The sequence below is a fragment of the Pseudooceanicola antarcticus genome, from assembly GCF_900215355.1.
GTDB classification, from domain to species: domain Bacteria; phylum Pseudomonadota; class Alphaproteobacteria; order Rhodobacterales; family Rhodobacteraceae; genus Pseudooceanicola; species Pseudooceanicola antarcticus.
Window position 1 is genome coordinate 866,396 of the sequence record NZ_OBEA01000001.1, and the last position, 20,009, is coordinate 886,404.

Sequence of the window (20,009 nt, forward strand, 5' to 3'; positions counted from 1 at the left end):
AAGTCCCGGCAGGTGCGCCGTAGCTGCGGCGGCCTTTCAGGCTGGGCTTGCAGCTTGCGGCCTGCGGCGGGAGTATCCCGACAGAATGACGATGAAGGGGAGCGCCTGAGATGCGGGTGATCGAGATTGCGGGGCCCGGCGGGCCCGAGGTGCTGGTGACGGCCGAGCGGGCCCTGCCCGAGCCGGGGCCGGGTGCGGTGCGTATCCGCGTGGCCTGGGCCGGGGTGAATCGCCCCGACGTGGCGCAGCGCGCCGGCAGCTACGATCCGCCCCCCGGTGCCTCCGACCTTCCCGGCCTCGAGGCCTCGGGCGAGATCGTGGCCATCGGCGCAGGCGTGCCGGAAGACGCCCTTGGCGCCAGGGTCTGTGCCCTGCTGCCCGGTGGCGGCTACGCCGAAGAAGTGGTCACCCCCTATGCCCATTGCCTGCCCGTGCCCGATGGCATGAGCCTGAAAGAGGCCGCCTGCCTGCCCGAGAACTACTTTACCGTCTGGGAGAACGTGTTCCGCCGCGGCCGGCTGAAGGCAGGTGAGGTCTTCCTGGTGCATGGAGGCTCTTCCGGCATCGGCACCACGGCGATCCAGATGGTGCGGGCCTTCGGCGCGCGGGTCTTCGCCACCGCCGGCAGCGACGCCAAATGCCAGGCCTGTCTGGATCTTGGTGCCGAGCGGGCGATCAACTACCGGACCGAGGATTTCGCCCAGGTGCTGAAAGAGGCCGGCGGCGCGGACTTGATCCTCGACATGGTGGGCGGCAGCTATATTCCGCGTGATATCAAGGCGTTGAAGATTGAAGGGAGGCTGGTGCTGATCGCCTTCCTGGGTGGCCCCAAGGCCGAGGTCAACTTTGCCCAGCTGATGATGAAGCGCCTGTCGGTGACTGGCTCGACCCTGCGGGCGCAGTCGGACCAGGCCAAGGCCGAGATCGCCGAGGGCCTGCGGGAACACGTCTGGCCACTGCTCTCCGCCGGCCGCATTGCGCCTGTAATGGACAGCGCCTTCCCGCTGGCCGAGGCTGCCGCGGCACACGCGCGGATGGAGAGCTCGGAGCATATCGGCAAGATCGTTCTGGAAGTCGCCGGGGGCTAGCCCCTAGCGGTCAGTCGATCGCCTCGAAAAGGGCCTGCGTGGCGCTGCAATCGCGCGCCACGTCGGCACCGCAGGCGCGGGGCTCCAGGTCCTTGGTCAGGCAGATGCGCACCTCGCGGATGCGGTTGTCCTTGCAGGTGACGGTCAGACCGCGCGCGTCCAGGTCCGGGTTTACCTCCAGGAAGGCTTCCTCGATCAGCGAGGCGGGCAGGGTCACGTCTTCACCGAGAAGGCGCAGCACCTGCGGGCGGGTGACGCTTTCAAAGGCCTGCCGCGAGAGCGCGAAATAGCGCTCTGACGACAGCCCCGAGCAGGTGCCATGGGCCTTCCACTCATGCCAGGCCAGCCCCGAGGTGCCCATGATATCGGCCATGGCGCCGGTCTGCGCCCGCGAGGGCGCGGCGGCGCTGCTGCGGCAGTCGCGCGGATAGCCGGTCTCGTACTGCGGCCAGAGCCCGTGCAGGATCCAGCCCAGCTTCCGCTCGGGCGCGCATTGCTCGGGGTTTTCGTTGGTGGCGCAATAGGAGGGCGACCAGCTCAGCGCCATGACGTAGTAGTCGAACACGCCCGCACGATCCTCGGCGCGCAGGGCGCGGGCCGTCAGCAGCGGGCACAGCAGGACAAGGATCAGCAGGGCCTGACTCAACAGGTGTGGGCTGCGACGCATAGGCTCTTCCATTTTCGCACGTGGCCGACTATATAGCGGCCAAGTTCCCCGACAACGGAAACCTGCATTGCCCCGGCAATGCGCCCCGGCCGAAAGGCCAGGGCCCGGTAGAGACGTATCTTCCGGCTGGCCCGTTGTCGCATTTGTTCAGGAGTTGAGACATGCAGGGCAAACCGATCATGGCCAAGGCCACCGCCGTCTGGCTGGTGGACAACACCACTCTCTCGTTCAAGCAGATCGCCGATTTCACCGGCATGCACGAGCTCGAGATCCAGGGTATCGCCGATGGCGAAGTGGCACAGGGCGTGAAGGGCTTCGACCCGATCACCAACAACCAGCTGACCCAGGAAGAGATCGACAAGGCCGAGAAGGACCCGCTTCACAAGCTGAAGCTGAAGTTCAACGCCGCCGCCGTCGGCGAGGAAAAGCGCCGTGGCCCGCGCTACACCCCCCTGTCCAAGCGCCAGGACCGTCCGAACTCGATCCTGTGGCTGGTGAAGTTCCACCCCGAGCTCTCCGACAGCCAGATCTCGAAGCTGGTCGGCACCACCAAGCCGACGATCCAGTCGATCCGCGAGCGCACCCACTGGAACATCGCCAACATGCAGCCGATCGACCCGGTTGCCCTGGGCCTCTGCAAGCAGTCCGAGCTGGACGCCGCCGTGCAGAAGGCCGCTGCCGAGAAAGCCAAGCGTGGCGAGGCGATGACCGACGACGAGCGCCGCAAGCTGCTCTCGACCGAGCAGAGCCTGGGCATGGAGGCCGAGCCGCGCATCCCGACCGCCATCGAGGGGCTCGAGACCTTCTCGCTCTCCGGTGACGACGAGGACACCCTGGTGTCGGACGATGTGCCGGACGCGGACAGCTTCTTCAACCTGCCCAAGGGCGGCGACGAGGACGAAGACGAGGATTGATCCCCTCCAGACGCGCAGAATTGAACCCGCCCCGGTCTGTCCAGGGCGGGTTTTTTAATGCCCTGCGCCTGCGAGTTAAGCACTTCTCCATGGGCGGCGACTCAGGTCCCGCTGTTTCTTGCAATGCGGAAGATGGGGTCGCAAAGCTGGCGCCGACATTATTTGAATTGGACTGCGCCACATGCATATTGCCGTAATCGGAGCCGGGATGATCGGCTCTGCCGCCGCCCGTCACCTGACTGACATGGGCCACCAGGTGACCCTGGTCGGCCCTGCCGAACCCGCCGATCTCGCCACCTGGACGGGCCCCTACGCCTCGCACTACGACGCCGGTCGGATCACCCGCCAGCTCGACCCCTATCTCTTCTATTCCCGCGTCTCGCGTGCCTCCATCGGGCGCTACCGCGCGCTGGAAAAGGCCTCGGGCGTGGAGTTCTTCTCAGAAGTCGGATCGCTCATGGCGGGGCCCGATGGCTCGGAGCAGATGAACCGGCTGGAAGCGACCCGCGACCGCGACGGTGTCCCCTGCGAGACCCTGCGCGGTGCGGCGCTTGCCGAACGCTTCCCCTTCTTCGACTTCGAGCCGGGCATGCTGGGTCTCTACGAGCCCGCCATGGCGGGGGTGGTGAACCCCCGCGGAATGGTCAGCGCCCAGATCACCTGCGCGACGGCTGGCGGGGCGCGGCTTGTGCGCGATACGGTCGAGGGCATCGACGACGGCGCCTCGGGTGTCACCCTGCGCCTAGGTTCGGGTGAGACGCTCGCGGCTGACCGGGCGCTGGTGGCCACCGGCGGTTTCACCCGCAAGCTTCTGGGCGATGTGCTGCCCTTCTCGGTCTACCGCCGCACCGTGGTCTTCTTCGAGATCTCCGAGGCCGAGGCTGAGCGGATCACCGGCATGCCGACGCTGATCACCCTGCTGCCCAATGGCGAGGACCCCTACATGCTGCCGCCGGTCCGCTATCCCGATGGCAAGCTCTACCTGAAGATGGGCGGGGACCGTGTCGACAACGCCGTCACCACCCCGGAAGAGCTCACCGAGTGGTTCCGCTCCACCGGAGATCCCGAGGTCGCGAGTTATGTCGAGAGCATGATGCGCGCGCGGATGCCCTCGCTCGACATTCTCTCGACCTCTTCGGGTGCCTGCGTGACGACCTATACACCCAGCAACGTCCCGCATTTCGAGGCGGTCTCCGAGCACGTCTTCACCGCCTTCGCCGATAGCGGACGCGGGGCGAAGAACTCGGATGAGCTGGGGCGCCTCGGGGCGCTGCGGGTCGCGGGCGAGGCCCTGCCGGAGTGGGCATCGGAAGCCGCTGTCGCGGCGACGTAGAGGGGGGAGGGGGGCGCTGCCCCCCATCCGCTGCGCGGATTCCCCCCGGAGTATTTCCAGCCTGGTGATGATGCGGGACATCGCCTGGCTTGGCACCCGCCCTTGGCCACCAAGCCGGTGCACGCTCCAAGTCCAGAAGGAGGGAGCCTGCTGCTCGGAACCTGTTCCATCACCAGGCTGGAAATACTCCGGGGGGAATTGAGCCTCTGGCTCAAGGGGGGCAGGGCCCCCTTTGCGCGCTGGCCTGCGCTGCGGGCAGAGGGCTTCAGATATCCTTGCGCGCCCGCAGGGCGGCGGTGATCGTGCCGTCGTCGAGGTAGTCCAGCTCTCCCCCGATGGGCACGCCCTGGGCCAGCGAGGTCAGGCGCACGCTGCCTTCCAGCTGCTCGGCGATGTAATGGGCCGTAGTCTGCCCATCCACCGTGGCGTTGAGCGCGAGGATCACCTCTTCGGTGCCTTCCTCCGCCACGCGGTTCACCAGCTCGGGAATGCGCAGCTCCTCGGGGCCAATGGCATCCAGCGCCGAGAGCGTGCCGCCCAGCACGTGGTAGCGGCCCTTGAAGGTGCCGGAGCGCTCCATGGCCCAGAGGTCGGCCACGTCCTCGACCACGCAGAGCTCGGAGCCGTTGCGCTTCATGTCCAGGCAGATCAGGCAGAGCGGGCCTTCGCCCAGGTTGCCGCAGCGGGTGCATTCGCGGGTGGTGATCGCCACCTGCTGCATCAGGTCCGCCAGCGGCATCAGCAGCAGCTCGCGCTTGCGCACGAGCTGCAGCACCGCCCGGCGGGCCGAGCGGGGGCCCAGGCCGGGCAGCTTCGCCATCATCTCGATCAGCGCGTCGATATCGCGGCCACCGGACATGCGCGGCGGCCGATCAGAAGGGCATCTTGAAGTCGGCGGGCAGGCCGAGGCCCTCGGTGATCTTGGACATCTCCTGCTGGCTGCGCTCGGCGGCGCGGGCCTGGGCGTCCTTGATCGCGGCAAGGATCAGGTCCTCGACCACTTCCTTCTCGTTCGGGTCGAAGATCGAGGGGTCGATATCCAGGCTCTTCAGCTCACCCTTGGCCGAGGCCACGGCCTTTACCAGGCCCGCGCCGCTTTCGCCGGTGACCATGATCTCGTGCAGATCCTCCTGGAGCTGCTGGACCTTGTCCTGCATCTCCTTGGCGGTCTTCATCATCTTTGCCATGTCGCCCATCTGGCCAAGGCCCTTGAACATCTTGTCTCTCCTGTGGTGTCGGGCGCCCTGGGCGCCCCCTGTACTAAAGTAGGCTGGTCTCTGCCGTGTCAGATAGTGCGTCCTGGCGCGGGGCGCGAGGGGTCACTCGTCCTCGAAGGGGTCCCATTCGTCTTCGACCTCGGGCAGGGCCTCGGCCTCGGCCTGGGCGGCCAGCTCCTGGCGGCTGGTGACCTTGGTGATCTTTGCCTTGGGGAAGGCCAGCAGCACCGCCTGTACCAGCGGATGCGCCGAGGCTTCCTCATGCATCTCGCGGGTCTTGGCGTCGCGCTTCTCCGAGACCGTTTCGGCGCCCTCTTCGTTGCCGATGGTGACTACCCAGCGGTTGCCCGTCCAGCGCTGAAGCGTCGCGCCAAGGCGTTGTGCGAGGTCCTTGGGGGTGCCGGAGGCGGGGGCGAACTCGATCCGGCCGGGCCGGTAGGAGATCAGCCGCACGCCCGTCTCGACCTCGACCAGAAGCTTCACGTCGCGGTTGGCGCGGATCAGCTCGACCACGTGCTCGAAGGTGGGATAACGGGCCAGGGCCTGCTCCACCTCCTGGGCCAGCATGGAGTGCCCGGCGCCTGAGGGCGCTCCGCCGCCGCCGCCCTGCGGGGCCGAGGCGTAAGCCGAGGCCCCCCCTCCGCCCGCCGCAGGCGCGCCTGCGCCCCGCGCAGGCATCCCGCCGCCGCCATTGGGTCCCCCATTGGGTCCGGCGCCGGGACCATCCGGCGGACGCGGGGCATCTTTCAGCCGCTTCACCAGTTCTTCCGGCGAGGGCAGTTCGGCCACATGGGTCAGGCGGATCACCGCCATCTCGGCGGCCATCATCGCGTTCGGCGCGGCAGAGACCTCTTCCAGCGCCTTCAGCAGCATCTGCCACATGCGGGTCATCGCCCGCATCGGCAGCCGTTCGGCCAGTGAGATGCCGCGGGCGCGCTCGTCGGGCGCGATGGTCGGGTCCTCGGCGGCATCGGGCGTGATCTTCACCACCGAGATCCAGTGGGTGATCTCTGCCAGGTCGCGCAGCACCGCCAGCGGATCGGCGCCATCGGCGTATTGGGCCGAAAGCTCGGTCAGGGCCGCGGCCGCGTCGCCCTTCATGATCATCTCGTAGAGGTCCATGACCCGGCCGCGATCCGCCAGGCCCAGCATGGCGCGGACCTGCTCGGCGGTGGTCTCTCCGGCGCCATGGCTGATGGCCTGGTCCAGCAGCGAGGTCGCGTCACGGGCCGAGCCCTCGGCGGCGCGGGTGATCAGCGCCAGCGCGTCATCGTTGATCTCGGCGTTCTCGCGGGTGGCGATCTTGCGCAGGAGCGCGATCATCACCTCGGGTTCGATCCGGCGCAGGTCGAAGCGCTGGCAGCGCGACAGCACCGTCACCGGGACCTTGCGGATCTCGGTGGTGGCGAAGATGAACTTCACATGCGCCGGCGGTTCCTCGAGCGTCTTGAGCAGCGCGTTGAAGGCGCTGGTCGAGAGCATGTGGACCTCGTCGATGATGTAGATCTTGTAGCGCGCCGAGGCGGCCCGGTAGTTCACGCTGTCGATGATCTCGCGGATGTCATTGACCGAGGTGTTGGAGGCCGCGTCCATCTCCATCACGTCGACGTGGCGGCCTTCCATGATCGCGCGGCAATGTTCGCACTGGCCGCAGGGTTCGGTGGTGGGGCCGCCCTCGCCATCGGGGCCGATGCAGTTCATGCCCTTGGCGATGATCCGGGCCGTGGTGGTCTTACCCGTGCCGCGGATGCCGGTCATGATGAAGGCCTGGGCGATGCGATCGGCGGCGAAGGCGTTCTTCAGGGTGCGCACCATGGCGTCCTGGCCGACGAGATCGGCGAAGGTCTCGGGGCGGTATTTCCGCGCCAGGACCTGGTAGGGGCCGGATTGTGTCTGCTCGGACTCGGACATCATGCGCCTTTCTGGGGTCGTCTGCGCGGCAGACTAAAGGGCCGGGCGGGCAGCGTCCAGCGGGAGGGGCGCGACCGGACGGATCGGCGCTCGCGCTTTGCGCATCGCCCCGCCCGCCGTCCCGCATGGGGGCGGAAATGGGGGCCGTATCGGCGTGTTTCTTCTGGAATTTCCTGGGGGGAGGGGCCCTCTCGCGCATTTCTTTGAAATACGCTGCCGGGCTTCGCGCTTTTGCTTTGCAAAAGCGCTTGGGTGAGAGATTGGACAACGACCCAAGCGGGACTCGTTACGGCTGCTTCCTTCCGGACCTGACCGGGTTGGCGAGGCGCCTGCCCGCGCCAACCTCTCAAGGCCGCATATAGGAAATGGGGCGGGGCTTTGCAAGCCCGGGGACAAAACCCCCGCTACAGCCAGACGAGCGCGTAGACATAGGACTTGTCCCCCTTGCGGCTGACCCAGGTGCCCTCGGGCGGGGCCTCTCCCTGGTCTTCGGTGGAACGTCCCAGGGACGGCCGAAGACCTCGTCCGCCTCGGGACTGCCGGCGATCCAGCCAAGGCGGGGATGGCGCCGGATCCAGAGGTCGCGGTCGGCCCGGCGGTAGCCAGGGCGGCCCCTTGAATCGCGGGCAAGATCGAACCGGTAGACCAGCCCGTCGAGGGCGCGGCGCAACTCGAAGGCGGCGGGAGGCATGGTCACGGCGCGACACCTGCGCCCGGTGACGGGCGGCGCAGGTCCCGGCACAGGGCGATGGCGAAGGCCGAAAGGATTAGCACTTCGATCAGCATGGTCCAGTGCAGCACGAAGTTCCAGACCCACCAGCCGTGGCGGGCAAGGACCTCGACCAGACGCAGCTCGAGATCCGAAAGCGGGGCCAGCCAAGCGATGCCCCCGGTAAGGGAATCAAGCACCATGTGCAGCAGCGAGGCGGCGCAGCCGGTCAGGATCAGCGCCCGCCGTTCGGGCCGTAGTTTCGCAAGCTGGCGGGCAAGAAGATATCCGGCGGGAAGGTGGGCGAGGAACATGCGGCGTCCGGTGCTGTCGAGGCTGGCGTCAGTCTGGCCCCGGCCCCCTCTGAGGGCAAGCCCGCCGGGTGGCCTCTGCGCAGGTCCGGTCGTGTGACAGGCCAGGGCCGGAAAGCAGAAGGGGCCGCCACCGGCGACCCCTCCCGACGATCTGCACCCGGTCAGAGCGTGATGCGGAACAGCGCGAAGCCGCCTTCACCCGCACCGGCTTCCTCGATCGAGACGCCCTCGACGCTTTCGGCGTATTTCGCCGCTGCCGGGCCGGTCTCGAACAGCACGGTGGTGCCGTCCATGGGCGCGAAGGTCCAGTTGGCGTCGGCCTTGGGATCGACGGTGCCCTTCTCGACGATGTAGCGCACGATGATGTCGCGGTTGGTGTCCGGACCCTCGAAGATCACGGTCGAGCCATCGGCGCCGGGGAAGTGGCCGCCGCCGCCTGCGCGGTAGTTGTTGGTGGCCACGACGAATTCCATGTCGTCGGTCACCGGCTGGCCGTCATAGGTCAGGTCGACGATGCGGTTCTCGTCCGAGATGACCTCTCCGTCGCGGTTGAACATCATCGGCTTCGACAGGTCGATCTTGTAGCTCACGCCGTCGATCACGTCGAAGTTGTAGCTGGGGAAGTCGGGGTTCAGCAGCAACGCATCCGAAGAGCCCGGCTCGACCTGGTTGAACATGCCCGCAGAGCGGTTCAGCCAGCCCCGCAGCTGCGCGCCGTTGATCTTCACCGCCCGGATGGTGTTCGGGTAGAGGTAGAGGTCGGCGACATGCTTGATCGCCACGTCGCCCACGGGCACCTCGGTGTAGTATTCCGGTCCGCCACGGCCACCGGCCTTGAAGGGCGCGGCGGCCGAGAGCAGCGGCAGGGCCTCGTACTCGGTGCCCTTCAGCATCTCGGTCATGTACCACTTCTGGGCATTCGAAACGATCTGCACCGAGGGGTCATCGGCCACCAGTGCGAAGTAGGAGTGCAGCGGTGCCGCGGTCTTGCCGACGGCGCGGCGGACATAGGCGAGCGTTTCGTCATGCTCCTGCTGCACGGCGGCCAGCACGGCCGGGACCGGCTCGACCAGGGGGACGATCTTGCGATCCTCGCCGCGTTCGTAGATCGGCCGGGCCTCGGTTTCCGAGGCGACGACGCGCCACTCGTTGCCCTCGCGCTCGATCAGCAGGTCGATGAGACCCATGTGCGATCCCCAGAAGCCGCCCATGACGGCGGGCTTGCCGTGGATCTTGCCGCTCTCGACATCGACGGCGGCGTAGTCGGCATAGGTGGGAGAGGGGAAGACCAGGTGGCTGTGGCCGGTCATCAGCGCATCGATGCCCTCGACCTCTGCCAGCGGAACCGAGGCGTTCTCCATGCCGTCTTCGTGGTTGGCCGAACCGATGCCCGAGTGGCTGAGCGCGATGATGATCTCGGCGCCCTTTTCCTTCATCTCGGGCACGTAGGCGCGGGCGGTCTCGACGATGTCGCGCGCCTGCACCGAGCCTTCCAGGTGCTTGCGGTCCCAGGTCATGATCTGCGGCGGCACGAAGCCGATCAGGCCCACCTTGATCGGCGCCTCGGTGCCGTCGCCCAGGGTGACGGTGCGGTCCAGGATCACGTAGGGGGGCAGCAGGGTGGTGTCGCCCGTTGGCGAGGCGGCCATCTCCTTGACCACGTTGGCCGAGATGATGGGGAATTCGGCGCCGGCGACGGACTTCATCAGGAAGTCGAGGCCGTAGTTGAATTCGTGGTTGCCCAGGGTGGAGGCGTCGTAGCCCAGGGTGTTCATGGCGGCGATGACCGGGTGGATGTCACCCTCTGCCATGCCCCGCTCGTAGGCGATGTAATCGCCCATGGGGTTGCCCTGAAGGAAGTCGCCGTTGTCGATCAGCATGGTGTTGGTAGCCTCGGCACGCAGCGCCTCGATACGGGCTGCGGTACGGGCCAGGCCAACGGTGTCATCGGGCTTGTCGGCGTAATAATTGTAGGGGAAGACGTGAACGTGCAGGTCCGTCGTTTCCATGATGCGCAGATGCGCCTGGGTGCCGGCGGCACGCGCCGAGAAGGGATGCAGGCTGAGCAAGGAAGCTCCGGCGATGGTCCCTGCGAGGAAGCCTCGGCGGGACAGGCTGGTGGATTGTTTCAAGGTCATAATTGGACTCCTTCAGGGTTCGGGCGTCAACATCTCGCTATCCCGTAACAGTATCATTACGGTCTGTTAGCGCCGTCGGGTAAGTCATGTCCGGTTTCAGACAGGCGATATGCCACCGCTGACCTTGCGGCGCTGCCAGCGTAATGAGCATCGCGTCCGTCCATTCGAGCATGGCGCCGCCCAGGCCCGCGTGGCAAGCGCCATTGTGCTTGCCGGGGCGCGCGGGCAAGCTGGGGGCAAGCGATGAAAGGGCTGCAGATGGACGGGATCATTCGGGAAAAGGCACGCGGGCTGACCTTCGGGGACAGCGGTATCGACCGGCTGGCCGAGGCGCGGGGCGATATCTCGGCGCTGGCCGCCGATCCCGCCGCGCGCTGCCTGCTGTTCTGGCGCGGCGCCCTGCTGGTCGATGGCGAACACCCGGCGCGGCTCGGGCTGGACCACCCGTTGCTGGCGCTCTCGGACCAGCCGTTGATCCTGTTGGGCCAGGCCGCATCGGGGCCGGTCTTCGCGCAGGATATCTCGGGCTGGCGGCCGCCAGAGGGCGCAGAGGAGCCGCCCCGCCACCCCGCCTTCACCGAGACCCAGGCGCTGACCGACCTGCGAGCGGTGATGTTCGGGCTGACCCCGGAAGACGGAGAGCTGACCGCCACGGCGCGGGCGCTCTTTTCCTGGCATCATACCCATGGGTTCTGCGCCCGCTGCGGCGCGGCCTCCGAGATCGTGCAGGCGGGCTGGCAGCGCTCCTGCCCCGCCTGCGGAGGGCAGCATTTCCCGCGCACCGATCCGGTGGTCATCATGCTCATCACCTCGGGCGACAGGGTCCTGCTGGGCCGCTCGCCGGCCTGGCCCGAGGGGATGTATTCGCTGCCCGCGGGCTTCGTCGAACCGGGCGAGACCATCGAGGCCGCCGCCCGCCGGGAGATCCGCGAAGAGACCGGCGTCGCAGTCGGCCCGGTGCGCTACCTGGGCTGCCAGCCCTGGCCCTTCCCCAACTCGTTGATGTTCGGCTGTGAGGGCGAGGCGCTCTCGGAAGAGATCACCCTGGACCCCGTCGAGCTGGAGGATGCGCTCTGGCTGTCGCGCGAGGATCTGGTGCAGGTCTTTGCAGGTGATCATCCGGCAATCCGTCGCCCCCGCAGGGGGGCAATTGCAGAGTATCTTCTGCGCAATTGGCTTGCGGACCGGGTGGATTGACGCGAATGTCGGCCCTGTAAACCAAGGCGGAAACGGTGGTCGTTACTTCATGAAATTCGTGACCAAGGAAGACATCGGGGCCCCGATCGACGCGGTTTTCTCGAAGGTCAGCGATTTCCATGCGTTCGAGCGTTCGGCGATTCGGCGCGGGGCCGAGGTGACGCGGCGGGACAGCCCTCCGGTCAACGGTGAGGGCGCCGCCTGGGACGTGCGTTTCGACATGCGCGGCAAGCGCCGCGACATCGGCTTGGAAGTCACCGAGTTCGACGGCCCCGAGCGGATGCAGCTGAAGCTGCGTTCGGAGGGCGTGAAGGGGCATGTGCTGGTGGATCTTGTGGCGCTGTCGCGCTCGCGCACCCGCATCCGCATCGAGACAGAGATCAAGCCCAAGACCCTCTCGGCCCGCCTGCTGATCCAGTCCCTGCGGCTGGCGCGGGGCACCATCGAGAAACGCCTGGCCGAGCGTATGGCGGAGTTCGCCGCAGCGCTCGAGAAACCCCCAAGCTCCCACGGCTGAGCCCCGCGTAAGGTGGCTGCCAAGCCACCATACCCGGCCCGATACGGCCAGGCTTTCGCCCTGCCGTTCGGCGCGCAGCGGGTTGCCGCTGCGCGCCTACCTGCGGCTCAATGTCGCCGGGCGTCGGCCGGATAGACCCCGATGATCTCCATCATCGAAGAGAAATAGCTCAGCTCGTCGAGCGCCAGCTTGACGTTGTCGTCCTCTGGGTGGCCCTCGATATCGGCGTAGAACTGGGTCGCGGTGAAGCTGCCGCCCACCATGTAGCTTTCCAGCTTGGTCATGTTGACGCCATTGGTGGCAAAGCCGCCCATGGCCTTGTAGAGCGCCGCCGGAATATTGCGGACCTGGAAGATCAGCGTGGTGATCATGCCGCTGTCGCCGCGCCGCGTGTAATCGGGAGAGGTCGACATCTCGAGGAAGCGGGTGGTGTTGTTGGCCTGGTCCTCAATGTGGCGGGCCAGCACGTCGAGGCCATAGACCTCGGCCGCCAGCTCGCTTGCCAGGGCGCCGCGCGTGCGGTCGCTCTGCTGCGAGATCAGATGCGCCGAACCGGCGGTATCGGCGCCGGTGATGCGCTCGATTCCATGTTCGGCCAGGAAACCGCGGCACTGGCCCAGCAACATCGAGTGCGAGGTGGCCGTCTTGATCTCGGCAAGCTGGGTGCCGGGCAGGCCCATCAGGTTGATGTGCACGCGCACGAAGGCCTCGCCCACGATATGCAGCCCCGAGCCGGGCAGGAGGTAGTGAATGTCGGCGACCCGCCCGAAGGTCGAATTATCGACCGGAAGCATGGCTTTATCGGCCAGCCCGTCCTTGACCGCGGCGATGGCATCTTCGAAGGTACGGCAGGGGAGGGGTTCCAGTTCCGGGCAGGCTTCGACACAGGCCTGGTGCGAATAGGCACCCAGCTCTCCCTGGAAGGCAATTCGGCGTGTCATTCTGGGGATTTCCGTGTTGTTTCCGACAAATCCGCCCAGGAGGGCGTTTGGTCGCGGTAACTACACCTTGCCTTGGGTGAGGGGAAGCGGATACATACCCGCCGAGAACTGGCTACGGATTCATCAGGGACGCAGCGCATATGTTTGACACGATGACGGGAACGAAGATCATTGGCGGCTTCTGCGGCACGCTGTTGATTTTCCTGCTGGCCAATTGGGCTGCGGACGAGCTCTATGATACGAGCGCCGGGGGCCATGGCGGCGAAGAACATGCCCGCGGTTATGTTATTGAGACCGACGAAGCCGAAGGCGGCGCGGTCGAGGAGGAGGGTCCCTCCTTCGAAGAGCTCTTTGCCCAGGCCGATGCCGGTGCGGGTGAGCGCGTCTTCAACAAGTGCAAGGCTTGCCACAAGGTCGACGGGACCGACGGCACCGGCCCGCACCTGAATGGTGTGGTGGGACGCGAGGTCGACGCAGTCGCCGGCTTCTCCTACTCGGGCGCACTGGAAGAGCACTTCGACGTCTGGACGCCGGAAAACCTTCAGGCCTTCCTGGAAAACCCGCGCTCCGCAGCGCCGGGCACCAAGATGTCCTTCTCGGGCCTCAAGGACATGGAAGACCGCGCGGACGTGATCGCCTACCTCGCCTCGCTGGACGGCTGAGGCAGCGGCACCGCCGGGCGCAGAGGCGCCATCTGCCCGGAAACCGGGCTGAAATTCGGGTCGTCGGCAGGAAATGCCGGCGACCTTTTGCGTTGGTAAGCAGCTGGTAACCACTTCTCACGCATTCTCGTCTTGAACATGATTGACCGCGCTGATTAGCCTGTCCTCGACAAGAAGGCTGGCTTGGCGCGCAGGCTGTGGACATTCTTCATCGGGAAACTTCGGTGGACCTGTCCCGCATTCGTGCCATGTTGAAGGCCAGGTTCCAGAAGGAAGTCGAGGAGTTTCCGATGCATCGTCCAGATTCCCCTGCCGCCCCCCGGTCTGTCGCTCGAACCGCTGTCCGAACCCAGTCATCCGGGATGCAGGGCGCCGCGCTGGCGCTGCTGGCAGGGCTGGGCATTGCCGTCCTTGCCTTCGTTTCCCCCGCCCCGGCCCAGGAGGCCGAAGACGCGATCACCGTGAGCCACGGTTATTCCTACTTCGGCAATCTCGACTACCCGGCGGATTACGAAAGCCTCGACTACGTGAACCCCGATGCGCCGAAGGGCGGTGAGATCGCCATCGGCGCCACGGGCACCTTCGACAGCCTCAACCCCTATTCCCGCAAGGGCCGCTCCGGTGTCCTGACCTCGATCCAGTACGACAGCCTGCTGAGCAGCCTCGATGACAGCGTCGGCCAGTATTACTGCGTGGTCTGCGAAAGCCTGGAATACCCCGAAAGCCGCGACTGGGTGATCTTCCACATGCGCCCCGAGGCGAAGTTCTTCGACGGCAGCCCCGTCACCGCCGAGGACGTGGTGTTCTCTCACAAGCTCTTTATCACGCAAGGCTTGCCCTCTTACGCCCAGGCCGTGGGCGAGATGGTGACCGGCGCCGAGGCGCTGGATGAGCATACGGTGAAATTCACCTTCAACCCCGAGCTTTCCAAGCGCTCGCGGATCGAGACGGTGGGCAATACGCCGATCTTCCAGAAATCCTGGTTCGAGGCAGACCCCGAGAACCGCCGTCTCGACGAGCCGCGCATGGAAGTGGCCCCCGGTTCGGGCCCCTATGAGCTCGACAGCTTCGAGGTGAACCGCCGCATCGTCTACAAGCGCCGCGACGACTACTGGGGCAAGGACCTGCCGATCAACCGGGGCCGCAACAACTACGACACCATCCGGGTCGAGTATTTCTCGGACCAGACGACCTCCTTCGAGGCCTTCAAGGCCGGCGAATACACCCTGAAGGTCGAAAGCGATCCCAAGCAGTGGTCCACCGGCTACCGCTTCCCGAAGGTTGAAAGCGGCGCCGTGGTGCTTGAGGAAGTGCCGGATGGCAGCCCGCCGAACCCCACCGGCTTCGTCTTCAACCTGGCCCGCCCGCAGCTGGCCGACAAGCGCGTCCGCCAGGCCATCGCGCTGGCCTACAATTTCGAATGGACCAACGATTCCCTGCTCTTCGGCCTCTATTCGCCGCGCAGTTCCTTCGTCGAAGGCACCCCGGTCGAGGCCATGGGCCTGCCCGAGGGCGCGGAAAAGGCCTTCCTGGAAGGGCTCGGCGACGTGGTGCCGGAAGATCTGATGACGACCGAACCCTACCAGATGCACGTCTCGGATGCAGAGCGGCTGAACGACCGCGGCAACCTGCGTCGCGCCTCGGGGCTGCTGACCGAAGCGGGCTGGGAAGTGGGCGATGACGGTATCCGCCGCAATGCCGATGGCGAGACGCTGAAGGTCAACATGCTGATCCCCTCCAACATCCAGTCCTCGGTCGAGGGGATGCAGGACACCTTCGTGCAGAACCTGCGCCAGATCGGCGTCGATGCCTCCTTCGAGAAGATCGACCCCTCGCAATACACCCTGCGCCGGCGCGAGCGGGATTACGACATGCTCTATTCCACGCAGTACGGCGCCTTCCTGTCGACGGGTGGCGGGCTGACGCAGATGTATGGCTCCAAGGAATCCGAGTTCAGCCTGTTCAACCCCGCAGGCCTTGCCAGCCCGCTGGTCGATGCCATCCTCGAGGCCTCCTTCGAGGCGCAGAGCCAGGAAGAGACCGACGTGGCGCTGACCGCGCTGGACCGCGCCCTGCGCTACGAGTTCTTCATCGTGCCGACCGGCTACATCGCGGATTACTGGGTTGCCTATTACGACATGTACCGCCACCCCACGGCGGACAAGATGCCGCCCTACGGGTTGGGCTACCTGGACTTCTGGTGGGTCGACCCCGAGGCGGAGGCCCAGCTGAAAGCAAGCGGAGCACTGCGGTAAACCCCGATGGGAGCCTATATTCTCCGCCGCCTGGCCCTGGTCATCCCGACCCTTCTTGGGATCATGGTGATCAACTTCGCCCTGACCCAGTTCGTGCCCGGTGGCCCGATCGAGCAGATCATCGCCAACCTCCAGGGGCAGGGCGATGTCACCGCGGGCTTCACCGGCAACGGGCCCGACACCGCCAACATGTTCGAGGAGGCCAGCAACTCGGACTATGCCGGCGCCCGTGGCCTGCCGCCTGAATTCATCGAGAAGCTGGAAAAGGAGTTCGGCTTCGACAAGCCGCCGCTGACCCGTTTCATGCTGATGCTGTGGAACTACGTGCGGCTGGATTTCGGAGACAGCTACTTTGGCGCCGGAACGGTGATCGAATTGGTCATCGACAAGATGCCGGTCTCGATCACGCTGGGGCTGTGGTCGACGCTGATCGCCTACCTGGTCTCGATCCCGCTGGGCATCCGCAAGGCGGTGCGCGACGGCTCGCGCTTCGACAACGTGACCTCGGGCATCATCATCGTCGCCTATGCGATCCCCGGTTTCCTCTTTGCCGTGCTGCTGCTGGTGCTCTTCGCCGGCGGCTCCTACTGGCAGATCTTCCCGCTGCGGGGCCTTGTCTCGGACAACTGGGAAGAGCTTTCGATTCTCGGCAAGATCGCCGATTACTTCTGGCACATCACCCTGCCGGTGCTGGCATCGACCATTTCGGCCTTTGCCACGCTGACCCTGCTGACCAAGAATTCCTTCCTCGACGAGATCAAGAAGCAATACGTGATCACGGCCCGCGCCAAGGGCCAGACGGAACGCAAGGTCCTCTACGGCCACGTGTTCCGCAATGCCATGCTGATCGTCATCGCGGGCTTCCCCTCGGTCTTCATCGGGGTCTTCTTCTCGGGCTCGCTGATCATCGAGACGCTCTTCTCGCTCGACGGCCTCGGGCGGCTCGGCTTCGAGGCGGCGCTGCAACGGGACTATCCGGTGATCTTCGGCACGCTCTTCATCTTCGGCCTCATCGGCCTCGTGGTCGGCATCCTGTCGGACCTGATGTATGTCTTCGTCGATCCCCGGATCGACTTTGAAAAACGCGAGGGCTGAGCCTTGGCTGATCCCGCCGTGAACCCGCCCGAAAAGGGCCCTGACGCCCCGACCGCCGTGACGGCCCCGCCCGAGAAGCGTGGCTGTCTGTCGCCGCTCAACCAGCGGCGCTGGCGCAATTTCCGCCGCAACCGCCGCGCCTTCTGGTCGCTTGTGGTCTTCTGCGTGCTCTTCGGCCTGTCGCTCTTTGCCGAGTTCCTGGCCAATGACCGCCCGATCCTGGTGCAATACCGGGGCAGCTACTACACGCCGATCTTCTCCTTCTATCCCGAGACCGAGTTCGGCGGCGACTTCCGCACCGAGGCCGTCTACCGCGACCCCGAGGTGCAATGCCTGATCGAGACCGGCGGCCTGGACGCCTGCTTCGACGATCCCGAAGGGCTGATCGAAGATGCCGCCGACGGCGAGATCGGCGGCGAGCAGATCGAGAAGGGTTGGACCCTCTGGCCGCCCATCCCCTATTCCTACGACAGCCCGGTCGAGCGCCCGGGCGCCGCGCCGCTGCCGCCCAATGGCCAGAACTGGCTTGGCACCGATGATACCAAGCGCGACCTGCTGGCGCGTGTGATCTACGGCTTCCGGCTCTCGATCGTCTTCACCCTGATCGTCACCGCGCTCTCCTCGGCCATCGGGATCGCGGCGGGTGCTGTGCAGGGCTACTTCGGCGGCAAGATAGACCTTATCTTCCAACGCCTTATCGAGATATGGGCCTCGACCCCCTCGCTCTACATCATCATCATCCTCTTCGCGATCCTCGGCCGCAGCTTCTGGCTGCTGGTGATCCTGACGGTGCTCTTCGGCTGGATGTCCCTGGTGGGTGTGGTCCGGGCCGAGTTCCTGCGCGCCCGCAACCTGGAATATGTCCGCGCGGCCAAGGCGCTTGGCGTGCCGAACCGCACCATCATGTTCCGCCACATGCTGCCGAACGCCATGGTGGCGACCCTGACCATGATGCCCTTCATCGTCACCGGCACGATTTCGACGCTGGCCAGCCTCGACTTCCTCGGCTTCGGCCTGCCCAGCTCCTCGCCCTCGCTGGGCGAGATGACGCTGCAGGCGAAAGAGAACCTGCAGGCGCCCTGGCTGGGCTTCACCTCCTTCACCGTCTTCGCGGTGATGCTGTCGCTGCTGGTCTTCATCTTTGAAGGCGTGCGCGACGCCTTCGATCCCAGAAAGACCTTCAAATGAGTATGTTACAGGTCAGCGACCTGCGCGTCGCCTTTGCCCAGGACGGCCAGAAGGTGGAAGCCGTGAAGGGCGTCTCCTTCCATGTCGAACGCGGAGAAACCGTGGCGCTGGTCGGCGAATCGGGTTCGGGCAAGTCCGTCTCGGCGCTTTCGACCGTTTCGCTCCTGGGCGACAACGCAGAGGTCTCGGGCTCTGTCACCTTCGAGGGCCAGGAGATGGTCGGCGCCAGCGCCAAGCGCCTGCGCCAGCTGCGCGGCAACGAGATCTCCTTCATCTTCCAGGAGCCGATGACCTCGCTCAACCCGCTGCATACCATCGAAAAGCAGCTGGCCGAGAGCATGGCCCTGCACCAGGGGCTTGCCGGGCGCGGATGGGTCAAGCGCTGGCTCGAGGGCTGGTCGCGGCTGAAGCCCGCGCCGGTGCTGGTGGGTCTGCTGGCCTTCTTCGCCTTCCTTGCCGCCTATGGCGCCTTCATGGCTACGGCGCCCGATGTGCCGTCCTTCGATTTCCTGGGCGCCTTCGGCATCGAGGCTGTGCAAAGGCTTTTCCGAGCTGTGCTCTGGGCGCTTGGCCTGACGGCGCTGCTGATGCTCGGGAAGATGGTGCTGAACAGCCGCTATTCGGACTGGATCATGGCCAGCGAAACGCGGGAACGCTCGCTGGCGCTGCTGAAGCAGGTGGGCATCCGCGACGCAGAGGAAAGGCTGACCGCCTATCCGCACGAGCTTTCGGGCGGGCAGCGCCAGAGGGTGATGATCGCCATGGCCCTGGCCAACAGCCCTCAGCTGCTGATCGCGGATGAGCCGACCACGGCGCTGGATGTCACCATCCAGGCGCAGATCCTGGAGCTTCTGGCGAAGCTGAAGGATGAGACCGGCATGGGGCTGCTCTTCATCACCCACGATCTGGGCATCGTGCGCCGCATCGCCGACCGGGTCTGCGTGATGAAGGACGGGCTGATCGTCGAAGAGGGGCCGACCGACCGCATCTTCTCCGATCCGCAACATTTCTACACCAAGATGCTGCTCTCGGCGGCCACGGTGGGTCAGCCCGAGGCGCCCGCCGGCGATGCGCCCGCCGTGCTCGAGGCCGAGAAACTGCGCATCTGGTTCCCGATCCAGCAGGGGCTGATGAAACGCACCGTCGGCCACGTGCGCGCGGTCAACGATGCGAACCTGACCCTGCACGCGGGCGAAACCCTTGGCATCGTGGGCGAATCCGGTTCGGGCAAGACGACCCTGGCGCTGGCGCTGATGCGGCTCATCGGCTCGGAAGGGGTGGTGCGCTTCGAGGGGCAGGATATCCATGCGCTCTCGACCGGCGAGCTGCGCAGCCTGCGCAAGGACATGCAGATCGTCTTCCAGGATCCCTTCGGCTCTCTCTCGCCTCGCATGACGGCCGAACAGATCATCTCGGAAGGCCTGACGATCCACCGCACCGACGACGACCGCCCGGTGCGCCAGCAGGTGGCCGAGGTCATGGCAGAGGTGGGGCTCGACCCCGCCATGATGGACCGCTACCCGCATGAATTCTCCGGCGGGCAGCGCCAGCGCATCGCCATCGCCCGCGCGATGATCCTGCGCCCCAAGCTGGTGGTGCTGGACGAGCCGACCTCGGCGCTGGACATGACCGTGCAGGTGCAGATCGTCGACCTGCTGCGCAAGTTGCAGAAGAAGTACGGGCTGGCCTATCTCTTCATCAGCCACGATCTGAAGGTGGTCCGCGCCATGTCCCACCGGGTCATGGTCATGCGCCATGGCGACGTGATCGAGGAAGGCGCGGCCGAGCAGATCTTCGAGGCCCCGCAAGCCGCCTACACGAAGGAGCTCTTCGCCGCCGCGATGGACCACTAGCCCATCACCA

General features: G+C 66.0%; 17 protein-coding genes and 1 other RNA gene. 10 read left to right on the forward strand and 8 right to left on the reverse strand.

Features of this window, described 5'->3' with window-relative positions; genetic code table 11:
- Positions 1-110 precede the first annotated feature (110 nt).
- Positions 111-1,088, forward strand: coding sequence for an NAD(P)H-quinone oxidoreductase (locus CRO50_RS04210; protein ID WP_097144596.1), 978 nt, complete (start codon positions 111-113; stop codon positions 1,086-1,088).
- 10 nt (positions 1,089-1,098) lie between these two features.
- Here the strand turns inward: CRO50_RS04210 and CRO50_RS04215 are convergent, their stop codons facing one another.
- On the reverse strand, positions 1,099-1,755 hold the full coding sequence (locus tag CRO50_RS04215; protein WP_097144597.1) for a ribonuclease T2 family protein: 657 nt from the start codon (positions 1,753-1,755) through the stop codon (positions 1,099-1,101).
- 161 nt (positions 1,756-1,916) lie between these two features.
- Here CRO50_RS04215 and CRO50_RS04220 point away from each other — a divergent pair, with 161 nt between their 5' ends.
- Together CRO50_RS04220 and CRO50_RS04225 are read left to right on the forward strand one after the other, a co-directional pair.
- Positions 1,917-2,669: a DUF1013 domain-containing protein gene (locus tag CRO50_RS04220; protein WP_097144598.1), complete on the forward strand. Its 753-nt coding sequence runs from the start codon at positions 1,917-1,919 to the stop codon at positions 2,667-2,669.
- 181 nt (positions 2,670-2,850) lie between these two features.
- The gene (locus CRO50_RS04225; RefSeq protein WP_097144599.1) at positions 2,851-4,002 is read left to right on the forward strand and encodes an NAD(P)/FAD-dependent oxidoreductase; all 1,152 of its coding nucleotides are present in this window, start codon (positions 2,851-2,853) and stop codon (positions 4,000-4,002) included.
- Between the two features lie 265 nt (positions 4,003-4,267).
- Here CRO50_RS04225 and recR read toward each other — a convergent pair whose 3' ends face one another.
- From recR to CRO50_RS04260, 6 genes are all read right to left on the reverse strand, one after another.
- Positions 4,268-4,861, reverse strand: coding sequence for a recombination mediator RecR (gene recR / locus CRO50_RS04230; protein ID WP_097144600.1), 594 nt, complete (start codon positions 4,859-4,861; stop codon positions 4,268-4,270).
- A 13-nt stretch (positions 4,862-4,874) separates the two neighbouring features.
- Complete coding sequence (locus CRO50_RS04235; RefSeq protein WP_097144601.1) at positions 4,875-5,219, reverse strand: YbaB/EbfC family nucleoid-associated protein; 345 nt, start codon at positions 5,217-5,219, stop codon at positions 4,875-4,877.
- 102 nt (positions 5,220-5,321) lie between these two features.
- Complete coding sequence (locus CRO50_RS04240) at positions 5,322-7,133, reverse strand: DNA polymerase III subunit gamma/tau (protein WP_416061085.1); 1,812 nt, start codon at positions 7,131-7,133, stop codon at positions 5,322-5,324.
- Between the two features lie 247 nt (positions 7,134-7,380).
- An RNA gene (gene ffs / locus CRO50_RS04245) (signal recognition particle sRNA small type) lies at positions 7,381-7,479 on the reverse strand.
- 344 nt (positions 7,480-7,823) lie between these two features.
- Complete coding sequence (locus tag CRO50_RS04255; RefSeq protein ID WP_097144603.1) at positions 7,824-8,153, reverse strand: hypothetical protein; 330 nt, start codon at positions 8,151-8,153, stop codon at positions 7,824-7,826.
- 161 nt (positions 8,154-8,314) lie between these two features.
- Positions 8,315-10,291 (reverse strand): bifunctional 2',3'-cyclic-nucleotide 2'-phosphodiesterase/3'-nucleotidase, encoded by a 1,977-nt coding sequence (locus CRO50_RS04260; RefSeq protein WP_097144604.1) that lies wholly within the window; start codon positions 10,289-10,291, stop codon positions 8,315-8,317.
- Positions 10,292-10,534: 243 nt separating this feature from the next.
- On the opposite strand from CRO50_RS04260, the gene nudC reads away from it, so the two are divergent.
- Both nudC and CRO50_RS04270 read left to right on the forward strand, forming a co-directional pair.
- The gene (gene nudC / locus CRO50_RS04265) at positions 10,535-11,488 is read left to right on the forward strand and encodes an NAD(+) diphosphatase (protein ID WP_232617697.1); all 954 of its coding nucleotides are present in this window, start codon (positions 10,535-10,537) and stop codon (positions 11,486-11,488) included.
- Positions 11,489-11,537: 49 nt separating this feature from the next.
- A complete protein-coding gene (locus CRO50_RS04270) occupies positions 11,538-12,005 on the forward strand; it encodes an SRPBCC family protein (RefSeq protein WP_097144606.1) in 468 nt (155 codons plus the stop codon).
- A 107-nt stretch (positions 12,006-12,112) separates the two neighbouring features.
- Here CRO50_RS04270 and CRO50_RS04275 read toward each other — a convergent pair whose 3' ends face one another.
- A complete protein-coding gene (locus tag CRO50_RS04275; protein WP_097144607.1) occupies positions 12,113-12,946 on the reverse strand; it encodes a prephenate dehydratase in 834 nt (277 codons plus the stop codon).
- Positions 12,947-13,086: 140 nt separating this feature from the next.
- On the opposite strand from CRO50_RS04275, the gene CRO50_RS04280 reads away from it, so the two are divergent.
- The 5 genes from CRO50_RS04280 (at position 13,087) to CRO50_RS04300 (ending at position 19,999) form a co-directional block, all read left to right on the forward strand.
- Positions 13,087-13,608, forward strand: a complete 522-nt coding sequence (locus CRO50_RS04280; RefSeq protein ID WP_097144608.1) for a c-type cytochrome — start codon at positions 13,087-13,089, stop codon at positions 13,606-13,608.
- Between the two features lie 362 nt (positions 13,609-13,970).
- Positions 13,971-15,863: an extracellular solute-binding protein gene (locus tag CRO50_RS04285; RefSeq protein WP_332835687.1), complete on the forward strand. Its 1,893-nt coding sequence runs from the start codon at positions 13,971-13,973 to the stop codon at positions 15,861-15,863.
- 6 nt (positions 15,864-15,869) lie between these two features.
- Positions 15,870-16,958 carry a microcin C ABC transporter permease YejB gene (locus CRO50_RS04290; RefSeq protein WP_097144610.1) on the forward strand — a complete coding sequence of 363 codons (1,089 nt, stop codon included), beginning with the start codon at positions 15,870-15,872 and terminating at the stop codon, positions 16,956-16,958.
- 57 nt (positions 16,959-17,015) lie between these two features.
- Positions 17,016-18,146 carry an ABC transporter permease gene (locus CRO50_RS04295; RefSeq protein ID WP_179747202.1) on the forward strand — a complete coding sequence of 377 codons (1,131 nt, stop codon included), beginning with the start codon at positions 17,016-17,018 and terminating at the stop codon, positions 18,144-18,146.
- Positions 18,143-19,999 carry an ABC transporter ATP-binding protein gene (locus CRO50_RS04300; RefSeq protein WP_097144611.1) on the forward strand — a complete coding sequence of 619 codons (1,857 nt, stop codon included), beginning with the start codon at positions 18,143-18,145 and terminating at the stop codon, positions 19,997-19,999. The genes CRO50_RS04295 and CRO50_RS04300 overlap by 4 nt, the downstream gene beginning before the upstream one ends.
- Positions 20,000-20,009 lie beyond the last annotated feature (10 nt).

Coding starts and splice junctions, on each gene's coding strand:
- CRO50_RS04210 (WP_097144596.1), top strand. CDS start 111: ATGCGGGTGATCGAGATTGCGGGGCCCGGCGGGCCCGAGGTGCTGGTG.
- CRO50_RS04215 (WP_097144597.1), bottom strand. CDS start 1,755: ATGCGTCGCAGCCCACACCTGTTGAGTCAGGCCCTGCTGATCCTTGTC.
- CRO50_RS04220 (WP_097144598.1), top strand. CDS start 1,917: ATGCAGGGCAAACCGATCATGGCCAAGGCCACCGCCGTCTGGCTGGTG.
- CRO50_RS04225 (WP_097144599.1), top strand. CDS start 2,851: ATGCATATTGCCGTAATCGGAGCCGGGATGATCGGCTCTGCCGCCGCC.
- recR (WP_097144600.1), bottom strand. CDS start 4,861: ATGTCCGGTGGCCGCGATATCGACGCGCTGATCGAGATGATGGCGAAG.
- CRO50_RS04235 (WP_097144601.1), bottom strand. CDS start 5,219: ATGTTCAAGGGCCTTGGCCAGATGGGCGACATGGCAAAGATGATGAAG.
- CRO50_RS04240 (WP_416061085.1), bottom strand. CDS start 7,133: ATGATGTCCGAGTCCGAGCAGACACAATCCGGCCCCTACCAGGTCCTG.
- CRO50_RS04255 (WP_097144603.1), bottom strand. CDS start 8,153: ATGTTCCTCGCCCACCTTCCCGCCGGATATCTTCTTGCCCGCCAGCTT.
- CRO50_RS04260 (WP_097144604.1), bottom strand. CDS start 10,291: ATGACCTTGAAACAATCCACCAGCCTGTCCCGCCGAGGCTTCCTCGCA.
- nudC (WP_232617697.1), top strand. CDS start 10,535: ATGAAAGGGCTGCAGATGGACGGGATCATTCGGGAAAAGGCACGCGGG.
- CRO50_RS04270 (WP_097144606.1), top strand. CDS start 11,538: ATGAAATTCGTGACCAAGGAAGACATCGGGGCCCCGATCGACGCGGTT.
- CRO50_RS04275 (WP_097144607.1), bottom strand. CDS start 12,946: ATGACACGCCGAATTGCCTTCCAGGGAGAGCTGGGTGCCTATTCGCAC.
- CRO50_RS04280 (WP_097144608.1), top strand. CDS start 13,087: ATGTTTGACACGATGACGGGAACGAAGATCATTGGCGGCTTCTGCGGC.
- CRO50_RS04285 (WP_332835687.1), top strand. CDS start 13,971: ATGCAGGGCGCCGCGCTGGCGCTGCTGGCAGGGCTGGGCATTGCCGTC.
- CRO50_RS04290 (WP_097144610.1), top strand. CDS start 15,870: ATGGGAGCCTATATTCTCCGCCGCCTGGCCCTGGTCATCCCGACCCTT.
- CRO50_RS04300 (WP_097144611.1), top strand. CDS start 18,143: ATGAGTATGTTACAGGTCAGCGACCTGCGCGTCGCCTTTGCCCAGGAC.